Consider the following 12,308-nt stretch of genomic DNA (forward strand, 5'->3'; position numbering starts at 1 on the left):
CCCCAGTGAATCTGCTCGACGGCGTCAAGATCCTCAGCTTCAACCATTACCTCGCGGGCCCGCTGGCCGCGCAGACGCTCGCCGATCTCGGCGCCGACGTCATTGCGGTCGAGCCGATCGAGGGTGCGTTTCAGCGCAACTGGGCGGTCGCCAACCATTTCGTCGCAGGCGACAGCGTCAATCATCTGGCGACCGGCCGAAACAAGCGCAGTCTCGCCGTCGATCTCAAGCATCCCGATGGCATTGCCGCCGTAAAGAAGCTGGTCGCGACGGCCGATGTCGTGATGGAGAATTTTCGGCCGGGCACCATGGCGAAGCTCGGTCTTGGCTACGACGTACTCAAGGCGATCAACCCGGGCTTGATCTATGCCGTGGCGACCGGCTTCGGATCGGCGGGGCCGTACAGGGATCGTCCCGGCCAGGACCTTTTGCTCCAGGCGATGTCGGGCCTTGCGATGCGGACGGGGCGGGCGGACGGCGAGCCGACGGCGGTCGGCGCCGTCATCGTCGATCAGCACGCCGCCTCGCTCTATGCCATGAGCATCCTTGCAGCGCTGTTTGCTAGAACCAAGACCGGGAAGGGCCAACTCGTCGAGGTCAACCTCTATCAGGCTGCGCTCGATCTCCAGGTCGAGCCGCTGACCGCCTGGCTCAACGGCGCGCCGTCGCCGACCTCGCGCGGCCCGGCCGGCATCGCGGCGTGGTTCAGCCCGGGGCCTTACGGAATTCATGCGACGGCCGACGGCCATATGGCGATCTCGATGGCCGCACCCAAGGCGCTCGCGGTGGGGCTCGGCTGTGAGGAGTTGAATCAGTTCGGGGAGGCCGACAGTTTCTCGAAGCGCGAGGAGATCACGCGGATCGTTGCTGGCAGGTTGAAACGGAAGTCGACCGCCGATTGGTTACCTTCGCTTGAAGCGGCGCGGATCTGGCACGCGCCTGTCCAGGACTATCGCGATCTCGTGGCCGATCCCCAGCTCGAACATCTCGGCGTGTTCAAGACGGCCGAGAGTGCGGGGGGCGCGCAAATCCGGATGGTCGCGCATCCCGCCCGCTACAACGGCCAGACGCCGGAGGTGCGACTGGTGCCGCAACGGCTGGGTGCACAGACCCGCGAGGTGCTCGGCGAGATCGGCTACGGCGCTGCTGAGATCGACGCGATGATCGCCGGCAAGGCGGTGGGAGTGGCGCGATGATCGATTTCTCGCTGCCTGAAGAGACGCGCCTCCTGGTCGACACCGTCCGCCGCTTCGTCGAGACGGAGGTGCAGCCGCTGGAGGACGAGGTGGAGCGGACCGCCACGGTGCCGGCCGAGGCGCTGGCCGTCACCAAGGCCAAGGCGCAGAAGCTCGGCCTCTACGCCATGAACATGCCGGCGGATGTCGGCGGCGGCGGGCTGTCCTGCGTGGAGCATTGCCTCGTCGAGGAAGAGTTCGGCAAGACCTCCGATGCACTGATCCGCCGTGTGTTCGGCCAGGTCTATCCGATGCTGATGGCCTGCAAGGGCGATCAGGTCGAGCGCTACCTGCTGCCCACGGTGAAGGGCGACAAGATCTGCGCCATGGCGATCACCGAGCCGGGCGCCGGCTCCGATGCCGCGTCGATCAGCACGACGGCGCACCTCGACGGTGACGAGTGGGTGCTCAACGGCACCAAGCATTTCATCAGCGATGGCGACATCGCCGACTATGTGATCCTGATGGCGCTGACCGACAAGGACAAGCGCGCCCGCGGCGGCATCACGCTGTTCCTGGTCGACCGCGGCACGCCCGGCTTCAAGGTCGCGCGCACCCAGCCGATGATGGGCCATCGCGGCTATGGCCATGCCGAGCTGAGCTTCGAGGATTGCCGCATCCCGAAAGCGGCCGTGCTCGGCGAGGTCGGCGCCGGCTTCAAGCTGATCATGCAGAGCGTGCTGCAGATCCGGCTCGCCCATATCGGCGCCCGCGCCGTCGGCATGGCGCAGCGCGCGCTGGAGATGATGCGCAGGCATGCCGGCGAGCGGCGTCAGTTCGGCCAGCTGATCGGCGAGTTCCAGATGGTGCAGAAGCTGATCGCCGATTCCGCCACCGAGATCTTCGGCGTCAAGATGATGGTGATGAACGCTGCCTGGGACATCGATCAGGGCCGGGACGCGCGCGACAAGGTTTCGATGATCAAGGTCGCGGCGTCCGAGATGCAGGGCCGCGTCGTCGATCGCGCCATCCAGGTGTTCGGCGGCATGGGGTTCAGCAAGGACCTGCCGCTGGAGCGGATGTATCGCGATGCGCGCGTCACCCGCATCTATGACGGCACCTCGGAAATCCACCGCATGCTGGTTGCGCGCAGCACCATCAAGAACGGCTTGCAGCTCTAGGGAAGCGATCGATGTCTCACGCACCTCTCAAGCCCGGCGCTGCCTTCGCCTTCCGCAAGACCATGACGGTCGCCGAGCAGGCGATGTTCACCGGCATCAGCGGCAATCTCGGCGGTCTCTATGTCGATGCCGTCCGAGCCAAAAAGGCGGGCGCCTCCAACATGGTCGCGTTCGAGCTCGCGGTCGGCGGCCTCGCCACCACCTGCCTCAGCCAGCTCGGCGGGCCGACACGGCGGATCGGCAGCATTGCGCTGGACTTTGCCGCGCCCGTGATTGTCGGGGATTCCGTCGAGGCAAGGGCCGAGATCGTCTCGGTTGCGGGCGACGAGGCGACCTGTCGCGTCACCTGCACGCTGTCGCCCTCCGGAGCGACGGTGATCGACGGCACCGCAACGCTCGTTCCCTTCGCACGGGGCTGAGCCATGTACGAGCCGAAATCCTTCGACGATCTCAAGGTGAATGACAGGGTCAGCCTGAGCAAGACCATCACCGAGGCGGACGGTGCGCTCTACATCGCCGCGACCGGCGATTTCGGCCCGGTCCATGTCGACGAGGTCTATGCCGGCGCGACGCGTTTTGGCCGCAGGCTGGCGCCGGGAATCATGGTCGCGGGCCTCTGTACCAGCATTCTCACCAGCGAGTTGGTCGGCACCATCGGCGTGTCGGTGGAGGACCGGTTCTGGTTCACCGGTCCCGTGTTCTACGGCGACACGCTCACCTTCGATGTCTGGATCGCCGAGCAGCACGACGAGACCCGCACCATCATCTGGGAAGCCAGCGCGCGCAACGAGGGCGGCCTCGAAGTGCTGAAGGCACGGGCGAGCCTGAAATTCCCGCGGCGGAAACCGTCATGAGCAAGCCGATGAAGAAACCGGATTTGCGCGGCGTCACGGTCGCGACCGTACTGCCCTTCAGAGACGACAGTTCGATCGACTGGGACGGCTACGCCCGCGTGCTGGACTATTGCGCGTGCCCGGACGGCATCGCGGCGGTGTTCGTCAACGGCCATGCCGGCGAGGGCGGATCGCTTTCGGACGACGAACGGCAGGCGGTGATCGAGCAGACGCGCCGGCGGATCGGGGCCAAGCCGCTATTGGCCGGCATCATCGCGCATTCCACCGCGGAGGCGATCCACCAAGCGCAACTCGCGGAAGCTGCCGGCGCCGATTGCGCCGTGTTGTTTCCGCCGGCGCCGCTCGGCGGCGGCGCCTCGGCGACCTCGCGCGCACCACTGGCCTTCGTGCAGGCGGTCAGCTCCGCCATCGGCATTCCCGTGTCGATATTTCAATATCCACTCGCGTCCGGCTTCGGTTATTCGCCGGAGACGCTGGCGAAGATCGCAGCCCTCGACAGCGTCATCGCCATCAAGGAGGGCAGCGACACCATGCTGGCCTATGACGAGAACCGGCGAGCGGTGAAGCAGGCTGATCCCTCTGTCGCGATCCTGCCGTCGAACTTCAACTGGTTCCTGCCGCAGCTGGCCGTCGGTGGCGACGGCATACTCTCGGGTCTCGTCAGTCTTGCACCGCATCTGTTCGCAGAACTTTGGCAGGCCGCGCTGGCCGACGATCTCAAGGCGATGCGTGCTGTCAACGAGCGGCTCTATCCGATCGTCCGCGCGATCTATGGCCCTGCACCGATCATGGACATGCATACGCGCATGAAAGTCGGGCTGAAGGCGCTCGGCCTGATCCGCAACGCCGATCCACGGCCGCCGCTGCTGCCGGTCTTGCCTGCGCTGTGCGATGCGATTGCGACGACCGTCGGTGCGGCGCGCGCGGCCGGCGACATCCGTCCGGCATGAGGAGCGAGCCCATGCCGGACGAAGCCTTCATCCACATCGTGCGGGTCGACATCGATCCTGAGCACGAGGCTGCGTTCAACGCCTGGTACGAGCAGAAGCATTTTCCGGATCTGCTCGCGTGTCCCGGCTGGATCTCGGCAAAGCGCTTCGTCTCCATCGGCGACGGGCCGAAGTATGCCGCGATGTACGAGGTCGCGGGGCGATGGGCGTTCGAGACGCCGGAGTTCCTGAAAGCGAAGGGGTTTGGTCCGTTCGAATCCCTGGTCAAGAATTTCATGCGCATCCAGCTCAGGCCGATGTCGGGACCGGCTTGAGCAGATCGAAAACGATGCTGCCTGCCGTGTCGCCAGATCCGGCAGGCCGCATCCAAGAAACGTGGAGGGGAATTCCGGACGAGGGACTGCTTCGGTCATTGGCATCTTACTGGAGGTATCCATGGTCTCGACATTGTTTCGCTTGAGTGCAGCCGCAGTACTCGTTCTCGCATCCACGGCGGTGCATGCCGCCTGCACGCCAGCGATCACTGACGACAATCTGATCGCACCTGGGAAATTACAGCTCTCCATCAACCCGACCAATCCGCCGCAGCAATTCGTCGACAAGGACGGCCAGTTGCAGGGCCTCAACGTGGAACTCGCCGCCGAGCTCGGCAAGCGGTTGTGTCTTCAGGTCGAACTCGTCCGGATGGACTTTCCGGCGATGATTCCTGCCTTGGGCGCAGCGCGCATCGACGGCGTCAATACCGGCATGTTCTGGACCGAGGAACGCTCGAAGCTGATGTACATGGTGCCATACGCCATTCAGGCGATCTCGGTCGTGGTGGCACCCGACAGCGGCACAAAAATTGCTACCGAAAACGACCTGATCGGAAAATCATCCGCGGTCGAAGTCAGCAGCTACCAGATGAACTGGCTCAAGAAACTCAGCGATGCGAGCGTGGCGAAGGGTGGCGCAGCCGTCGAGATGCGCACGTTCCCGACCGCGACGAACGTCGTCAGCGCGCTTCTTGCGGGGCAGGTGGACAACGCGCTGCTGGTCGACAGCGTGGCGCGTGATCTCGTCGGCCGCGGTCGCGTCAAGGAAGTCCTGAGCGGGCTCGGCACGGCCAGGACCACGCTCGGTTTCCGCAACAAGACGGTGGCCGATACCGTCGTCAAGGCGCTGAACGCGATGCGGGCCGACGGCTTTTATCAGGCGCTGTTCGACAAGTTCGGCCTGACCGCCATGCCGGCCGATCAGCCGCTTGCGATCGCCGGCCCCGGTCCGGCCTGAGATACGGAGACGAGCCGATGAGCCATTTCAGTCCGACGGCCGCCGTCAACTACTTCTTCAACTACTTCCTGATGAAGGGGGTGCTGGTCACCATCGGCCTGACGGTGGCGGCTGTCATCGGCGGATTGATCCTCGGCATGGGCATCGCGTTGATGCGCATGTCGTCCAACCCGGTGCTGTCAGGCTTCTCGCGCTTCTACATCTGGTTCTTCCGCGGCACGCCGCTGCTGATCCAGCTCGTGGTGATCTACAGCGGCTTGCCGCAGCTCGGGATCAAGTTCTCCGTGATCACCTGCGCGCTGGTCGGGCTCATCCTCAACGAGGCGGCCTATCTCGCCGAGATCGTGCGCAGCGGCTTCATGGCGGTCTCCGCCGGGCAGCGCGAAGCTGCGTGGGCGCTCAGCCTGTCGCCTTGGACCACGTTCCGCCGCGTGACCCTGCCGCAGGCGTTCCGGCTGATGATCCCGCCGCTCGGCAACTCCATCAATTCGCTCTTGAAGGCGACGTCGCTCGCCTCGGTGATCTCGGTCGAGGAGCTCATGCGTCGCAGCGACATGCTGATGCAGGAGCATTTCCAGATCCTCGAAGTCTACGCGGCGGCCACGGCCTATTATTTGATCCTCACCTCGGTCTGGGATGCGGTTCAGCGCCGGCTGGAGAAGCATTTTGGTCGGTCGAATGCTGCGAAGACGAGGCGGGTCGCGGCGAGCGCGCCGGTTGCGCAAGCAGGCGTGGGGGCCCGCGCATGAGCGAGATGTCAATGAATACGGCCAGCGGTGCCGAAGGCGCAGCGGCGCAGCCGCAGCTTCGTGAGGTGCCAGCGGTTCGCATGGAGGCCGTCTACAAGCATTATGGCGATTTCACCGCGTTGAACGAGGTCGATCTCAAGGTCGCCAGGGGCGAGAAGATCGTGGTCTGCGGTCCCTCCGGTTCGGGCAAGTCGACGCTCATTCGCTGCATCAACCATATCGAAAAGCACGATGAGGGCCTGATCTACGTCAATGGCATCGAGCTCGATCATCAGCGCAAGAACATCGACGCGGTCAGACGCGACACCGGCATGGTGTTCCAGAGCTTTAATCTGTTTCCGCATATGACGGTGCTGGAGAACTGCATCCTGGCGCCGTTGACCGTGAGTGGGATGAGCGAGGCGGAGGCAAAGGACCTCGCCATGCATTTCCTCACCAAGGTCCGGATTCCCGACCAGGCCGAGAAATTCCCCGGGCAGCTCTCGGGTGGCCAGCAGCAGCGCGTCGCCATCGCGCGCGCGCTGTGCATGCGGCCGAAGATCATGCTGTTCGACGAGCCGACCTCCGCGCTCGACCCCGAGATGGTCAAGGAAGTGCTGGAGACCATGAAGAAGCTGGCGGAAGAGGGCATGACCATGTTGTGCGTGACCCACGAGATGGGCTTTGCCCGCGAGGTCGCGGACCGCATCGTGTTCATGAACGAAGGGAAGGTGGTCGAGCAGGCCGCGCCGGAGGAGTTCTTCAAGAATCCGAAGTCCGAGCGTGCCAGGACCTTCCTCGACCAGATCATCCACTAGGTAGCGATGTCGGGGTTGCAGACATTCGGCGATCGCCTGCGCGGCATCCATGCCGCCACAATCGTGCCGATGACGCCCGATTTTGCGATTGACGATGCGAAGCTCGTAGCGCATCTCGCTTCGGTCGCGTCCACGCCGGGCATCAATGGGCTCCTGGTCAACGGCCACGCCGGGGAGAATTTTGTGCTGTCGCTGACCGAGAAACGGCGCGTGGTGGAGCTGGCGCGTGAGCACGCGCCGAAGAACTGCCTGATCGTCTCCGGCGTCAATCACGAATCCAGCCTGGAGGCCGCGCGCGAGGCGGCCGCACTGGAACAGGCCGGCGCCGACGGGCTTCTTGTGTTTCCCCCCAACAGCTGGGCGCTCGGTCATTCCGACGACTGTGTCATCGAGCATCACCGCCATATCCGCGATGCCACGACCGTGCCGTTGATGCTCTACGCCGCGCCCGTTGGTGCGGGGGCCATGGCTTATGTGCCGTCGCTGCTGGAACGGCTCGTCGCGGATTCTCGCTTTGTCGCGATCAAGGAGGGCAGTTGGGAGGTCGCAACTTATGAGCAGAACCTGAGGCTGATCCGCAAGTTACGCCCTGAGTTCGTCGTGCTTGGCTCCGGCGACGAGCATTTGCTGACGAGCTATCTCGTCGGCTCGGCCGGTAGCCAAGTCAGCCTTGCCTGCGTCGTGCCGGAGCTTGTCGTTACTCTCTGGAACGCGGCTGAAGCCGGCGACTGGGAGCGGGCGCGCGCGGCGCACGCGAAGCTGTATCCGCTTGCGGTCGCGATCTACCGCGATGCGCCCGGGGGACGGGCAACAGTGCGGCTCAAGGCCTGCCTGAAGCTGCTCGCGCGTCTTTCATGCGATGCAGTACGACCGCCGCAGCCACCGGTGACCCCAGGCGAGTTGCAGGCGCTCCAACAGGCACTGCGGATCGCCGGAGCGCTCTAGGCCTCGAAGGACGGATCGGCAGCGGTTTCATTTGGATCACCGACTTGCGGTTAGTTGTTGGCGATATCGCTCGGCATCCCAATTCACCAGCGCGCGCTCATTCTCCTGCGTTAGATAGCGGACCTGCGCAGTGAGAGGCAAACGGCACGTCACCAGGGCGAGACAGCTCAGCATCGCCTCGGCGCCGTCGCTTGCATCCTTGCGAACGACGCAACCGAGGCCTGGAACGAGCAGCGCGACCGGGTGCGGCAGCCCGTCCGCCCGCGCTCGCGATGTCAGGGCGCGAAGATCCTCGCCTCGTTCCAGCACGGGTAAGCCCGGACCGAGGAAGACCACATGGTCAGGATAGAGCGAACCGCTGGTTGCAATCGCGCGGCTGTAAGGGTCGACAGCGACGCTATGGCATTGCGGATCCTTTGGCAGGCGATACGCCGTGCCAGCGCAGATTGAGAGAAGCGCGCCGTGATCCGGGGGAATTGCGGAGCGTGGCGCAAGCGCAAGGCGCCTCTCGACCTCGTCCACCAGCGCCTCTGCCGCAGCGCTGGTCTCGGCGCCGACCACCAGCCCGTGATTGCCGAGGATCAGCACATCCACCTTGTCCTGTGCCAGCGCGTCGTTCACGACCTTGGCCAGCGGCAGTCCCGGATGATGATAGTCCAGCCATTGCCAGGCCAGTCCCTCCAGTCGCTTCGCAAATTCCTCCCGCGCGTCGATCCGCACCGCCCATGCAATGGTGTTGACCGAATGCACATGCAATCAGCGCGTGCAGCGAGGTCTCGATCGAGGCGCGCAAGGCCGTGGCCGCGTCGGTCGCGAGGGGAATACGTTCGTCGCCTTGCGCGAGCGCCGCGCGTGCCGCGGCGAGCGATATCGGCACGAAGATGTCCTTGTGCTCGGCATCCGCAAGCCAGGTGCCGGAGGCCTTTACCCAGAGCAGGTCATCCTGCTTGATCGAGGAGTTGCCGCCGGCGCCCTGCACCAGCAGAATATTGCGGCCGACGCGCGCCGACATACGACGAAGCTCGTGGAGCAGGGCAGGTTGCTGTTGCATCGCACGCCTCTCACCAGGCCAGATGATCCATCGTCCAGTGCGGCATCGGCACAGCCGCGACGGGCGGCCCTCGTACCAATTCACCCGGGCCAGTCCGCGTCTCATTCCGGTGCACGCCGGATCTGAGCAGCAGCGTCAGCATGCCGGCCCTGGCGGCGCCGGCCACGTCATGGTTGAGGCTGTCACCGATCATCAGCACGCGCGCCGGCGCCGGCTGGCCGAGCCGCTCGAGCGCCGCGGCAAAGATCGGCGCGTGCGGCTTGCCAACATAGGTCACACGGCCGCCCAGCGTCGCGTAGAAGCGCGCCAATGCGCCGGGCGCCGGGATCAATCCGGTGGCGCCGAACATCGCGAGATCGGGATTGGCGCACAGCATCGGCAGGCCGCGTGCAACGGCCCCGGTCAGGCACGCGCGCCAGTATTCGGGCTCGGCCACGGAGTCGTCGAGACCTGCGAGCAGGATGAAATCGGCTTTCCCGATGTCGGTGACGAGATCGAGGTCGAGCCCGTCGACGATCGCCTTGTCGCCACCGCGCGCGATCAGGAAGCAGCTCTGGCCAAGTCCGATGAAGGGCTCCTGCGCGCGCGCCTTCAGGCCCTGCCACGTGACTTCGCCTGATGTCAGGATGCCGTCATAGGCCTCCGGGGAAAGACCGAGCGAAGCAAGTCGCGCCGCATTGCTGCCGGCGCGCTTGCCGGAGTTCGACAGCACGAGGATGCGCTTGCCGGCCTGGCGCAGGCGCGCAACGCAGTCGCGCGCCTGGGGAAAGACGGCCTGGCCCTTGTGCAGCGTGCCCCATTGGTCGAGCAGCACGTGATCGAAGCGGTCGGCGATCGTGCCGAGACCTTCGATGTCGATGATGTCGGCGGTCATGGCGGGGCGCCTCGCAGTGCGAGCAGCGCCGCGCCGTAACTGGCCTCCGTCTCTTCGGCGACGGTGACGGCAACGCCGAGGGCGCGGCGCCTGATCTCGGTCCATGCCGCGTTCTTCGCCCCGCCACCAATGCTGACGACACGCCGCAGCTTTGGTGCTCCGAGCTCGGCCAGGCGCCGATAGGCGAGCGCTTCGATCCCCGCGATGCCTTCGAGCAGCGCCTGGAAGAAGCGGTGGTCGTCCGAAGGGCGCGGCGCCACCTTTGCCGGCAGAGCCGGATCGGCGATTGGAAAGCGTTCGCCGGGCTTGGGAAGCGGATAGTAGTTGAGCCCGGTCGGCACCTCCGGCTGCAATTGCAGCGTCAATCGTTCGATATCGGCGGCCGTGAAATGCGCGAGCAGCGCGCCGCCGCCGGAATTGGAGGCGCCGCCGGCGAGCCAGCGCTCGCCCAGCCGGTGTGAATAGACGCCTTGATTGGCGGCGAAGATCGGCCGCGTCGCCAGCAGCTTCACCACCAGCGTCGTTCCGAGCGAGGTGACGGCATCGCCGGGCGTATCGGCGCGCGTGGCGATGAAGGCGGCGACGCCGTCGGTGGTGCCGGCCGCGATGCGCGCTGCCGGCGACAGGCCCAGCGCCGTCGCGACGGCGGAATCGATCTCCGCAAATCGGGTTCCCGGCACCAGCACCTTCGGCAGCAACTCGCGGGGCACGCCGAGCTCGTCGAGCCAGGCCGGCCAGCCGCGCGTCACGGGATCGTAGCCGAGCTTCAGGACGTTGTTCTCGTCGCTGATGCCGTGATGTCCGGCGAGCCTTCCTGCGATCCAGTCGGCCTGATGCACGGCAAAGCGCGCGTGTCCGGCCTCGCCGCGGCCCGACAGATACAGCAGCTTCGCCAATGCGCTGCTCGCGCCATGTGCGCCGCTGTCCGAGGGGGCCACCGCCGCAATGCGGACGGCTTCGGCTGCCGCACGCGCGTCATTGTACATCAGCCCCGGCGTGCAGGGCCGGCCTGTGGCGTCGATGAGCAGCAGCGTGCCCGACGTGCCGTCGACGCTGACGCACTCGACAGCCCCGAGATCGACAATGCGGCCGAGCTTGCCGATCGCGGCCGCCGTCGCATCCCACCAGAGTTCCGGATCCTGATCGATCGCTTGACCATCCTGGCGTGGCGCGGGGAGGGGCGCCGATTCCATGCCGAGCTTGTCACCGCGCGCATCGAGGGCGCAGGCGCGAACGCCGCCCGTTCCGACGTCGATGCCGAGGAACACGCCTGTCATTCGACCTCCACAGCGTGAGCGATGCGTGCGCGGCAAGATTGCACCGCAGCACGTTTGGGGGATTGACGTTCCAACCCGTCTCTGCAATTTTTTGCAAGACGTGAAGAAAATTGCAAGAGGGCTTCTCCGGCGTGGCGATACCTTCCGACAGGCTGCCGATGGTTGACGGTGAGGCGTCGCTCGCAACGCGCGCGGCGTGGCTGTATTTCGCCGCCGGGCTGACCCAGTCCGAGGTCGCCGACCGCCTCAACATCCAGAGCACCAAGGCGCATCGGCTGATCGCGCGCGCCAGCCGCGAGGGCATGATCCGCGTCTTCGTCGAAGGTCCTGTGGCCGAATGCGTCGCGCTGGAGAACACGCTGGTCGAGCGCTACGGCCTTGCCTTCTGCCGCGTCGCGCCCGATCTCGGCGAGGGCGAGCTGCCACTCAGGGCCCTGGCGCTCGAAGGCGCGAGCTTCCTGCGGCAGAACCTCGAGCGCGGCGAGGACAAGATCATCGGCGTCGGGCATGGCCGCACGCTCGCAGCGGTGGTCGAGCAGTTGCCGCAGACGCCGGCGCGCAGCGTGCAATTCGTCTCCCTGCTCGGCGGATTGACGCGGAAATTCGCCGCCAATCCGTTCGACGTCATTCACCGGCTAGCGGAACGCACCGGGGCAGAGGCTTATCTCCTGCCGGTGCCGGTGTTCGCCAATTCGGTCGCCGACCGTGCGGTGTTGATGAAGCAATTCGGCATCGCGGAGGTGTTCGCGCTCGCGCGCAAGGCCTCGCTCCTGTTTGTCGGCATCGGACAGATCCATGCCGAGGGCTTCCTGGTCTCGAGCGGCATGATCAGGCCGGACGAGGTGGTCGAATTGAAGCGCGCCGGCGCCTGCGCCGACCTGCTCGGACATTTCTTCAACGCCAACGGCGAGCTGCTGGACATCGACCTGTCGGCGCGTGCGACCTCGATGGAGGGGGCGGACCTCAGGAAACATCGCATCGTCGCCATCGGCGGCGGTCTCGCCAAGGTAACGGCGCTGCGCGCGGTGCTGCGCAGCGGCCTCCTGCACGGTCTCATCATCGACGAGGTGACCGCCCAGGCGCTCGCAACCGACAAGCTGGAGGCGACATCCGGCAAGGGCAAGAACAACAAGACCAAGAATAAGCGACAGAAGGGAAGTAAACGCGCATAACGGGAGGTTAC

Annotated in this window: 13 protein-coding genes and 1 pseudogene; 11 read left to right on the plus strand and 3 right to left on the minus strand. The window is 65.5% G+C overall.

Annotated elements, in window-relative coordinates:
- Positions 1–5: 5 nt before the first annotated feature.
- The 10 genes from D6B98_RS03370 to D6B98_RS03415 all read left to right on the plus strand — a co-directional run bounded on the left by D6B98_RS03370 (position 6) and on the right by D6B98_RS03415 (position 7,923).
- A complete protein-coding gene (locus D6B98_RS03370) occupies positions 6–1,196 on the plus strand; it encodes a CaiB/BaiF CoA transferase family protein (RefSeq protein ID WP_126255498.1) in 1,191 nt (396 codons plus the stop codon).
- Positions 1,193–2,356 (plus strand): acyl-CoA dehydrogenase family protein, encoded by a 1,164-nt coding sequence (locus D6B98_RS03375; protein WP_126255499.1) that lies wholly within the window; start codon positions 1,193–1,195, stop codon positions 2,354–2,356. The genes D6B98_RS03370 and D6B98_RS03375 overlap by 4 nt, the downstream gene beginning before the upstream one ends.
- A gap of 11 nt (positions 2,357–2,367) precedes the next feature.
- Positions 2,368–2,775 carry a MaoC/PaaZ C-terminal domain-containing protein gene (locus D6B98_RS03380; RefSeq protein ID WP_126255500.1) on the plus strand — a complete coding sequence of 136 codons (408 nt, stop codon included), beginning with the start codon at positions 2,368–2,370 and terminating at the stop codon, positions 2,773–2,775.
- Positions 2,776–2,778: 3 nt separating this feature from the next.
- Positions 2,779–3,210, plus strand: coding sequence for a MaoC family dehydratase (locus D6B98_RS03385; protein ID WP_011086090.1), 432 nt, complete (start codon positions 2,779–2,781; stop codon positions 3,208–3,210).
- Positions 3,207–4,160, plus strand: a complete 954-nt coding sequence (locus D6B98_RS03390; protein ID WP_126255501.1) for a dihydrodipicolinate synthase family protein — start codon at positions 3,207–3,209, stop codon at positions 4,158–4,160. Before D6B98_RS03385 ends, D6B98_RS03390 begins: the two co-directional genes overlap by 4 nt.
- An 11-nt stretch (positions 4,161–4,171) precedes the next feature.
- Entirely contained in the window at positions 4,172–4,474 is a 303-nt protein-coding gene (locus tag D6B98_RS03395; RefSeq protein WP_235885101.1) for a DUF4286 family protein, read from the plus strand.
- A 121-nt stretch (positions 4,475–4,595) separates the two neighbouring features.
- Positions 4,596–5,432, plus strand: a complete 837-nt coding sequence (locus D6B98_RS03400) for an ABC transporter substrate-binding protein (RefSeq protein ID WP_126255503.1) — start codon at positions 4,596–4,598, stop codon at positions 5,430–5,432.
- Positions 5,433–5,449: 17 nt separating this feature from the next.
- Complete coding sequence (locus D6B98_RS03405) at positions 5,450–6,181, plus strand: amino acid ABC transporter permease (protein ID WP_126255504.1); 732 nt, start codon at positions 5,450–5,452, stop codon at positions 6,179–6,181.
- The gene (locus D6B98_RS03410; protein WP_126255505.1) at positions 6,178–6,978 is read left to right on the plus strand and encodes an amino acid ABC transporter ATP-binding protein; all 801 of its coding nucleotides are present in this window, start codon (positions 6,178–6,180) and stop codon (positions 6,976–6,978) included. Before D6B98_RS03405 ends, D6B98_RS03410 begins: the two co-directional genes overlap by 4 nt.
- Positions 6,979–6,984: 6 nt before the next feature.
- Complete coding sequence (locus tag D6B98_RS03415; RefSeq protein WP_126255506.1) at positions 6,985–7,923, plus strand: dihydrodipicolinate synthase family protein; 939 nt, start codon at positions 6,985–6,987, stop codon at positions 7,921–7,923.
- A 36-nt stretch (positions 7,924–7,959) separates the two neighbouring features.
- Here the strand turns inward: D6B98_RS03415 and D6B98_RS03420 are convergent.
- The 3 genes and pseudogenes from D6B98_RS03420 to D6B98_RS03430 all read right to left on the minus strand — a co-directional run bounded on the left by D6B98_RS03420 (position 7,960) and on the right by D6B98_RS03430 (position 11,125).
- A pseudogene (locus D6B98_RS03420) lies at positions 7,960–8,974 on the minus strand (class II aldolase/adducin family protein).
- 10 nt (positions 8,975–8,984) lie between these two features.
- Positions 8,985–9,848, minus strand: coding sequence for a TIGR01459 family HAD-type hydrolase (locus D6B98_RS03425; protein ID WP_126255507.1), 864 nt, complete (start codon positions 9,846–9,848; stop codon positions 8,985–8,987).
- Positions 9,845–11,125 (minus strand): FGGY-family carbohydrate kinase, encoded by a 1,281-nt coding sequence (locus D6B98_RS03430; RefSeq protein WP_126255508.1) that lies wholly within the window; start codon positions 11,123–11,125, stop codon positions 9,845–9,847. The genes D6B98_RS03425 and D6B98_RS03430 overlap by 4 nt, the downstream gene beginning before the upstream one ends.
- A 131-nt stretch (positions 11,126–11,256) precedes the next feature.
- Between D6B98_RS03430 and D6B98_RS03435 the strand changes: the two genes are divergently transcribed.
- On the plus strand, positions 11,257–12,297 hold the full coding sequence (locus D6B98_RS03435) for a sugar-binding transcriptional regulator (protein WP_205680440.1): 1,041 nt from the start codon (positions 11,257–11,259) through the stop codon (positions 12,295–12,297).
- The last annotated feature ends 11 nt before the right edge of the window (positions 12,298–12,308 follow it).

Source organism: Bradyrhizobium sp. LVM 105 (assembly GCF_003957705.1).
In the GTDB taxonomy this organism is placed as follows: domain Bacteria; phylum Pseudomonadota; class Alphaproteobacteria; order Rhizobiales; family Xanthobacteraceae; genus Bradyrhizobium; species Bradyrhizobium frederickii.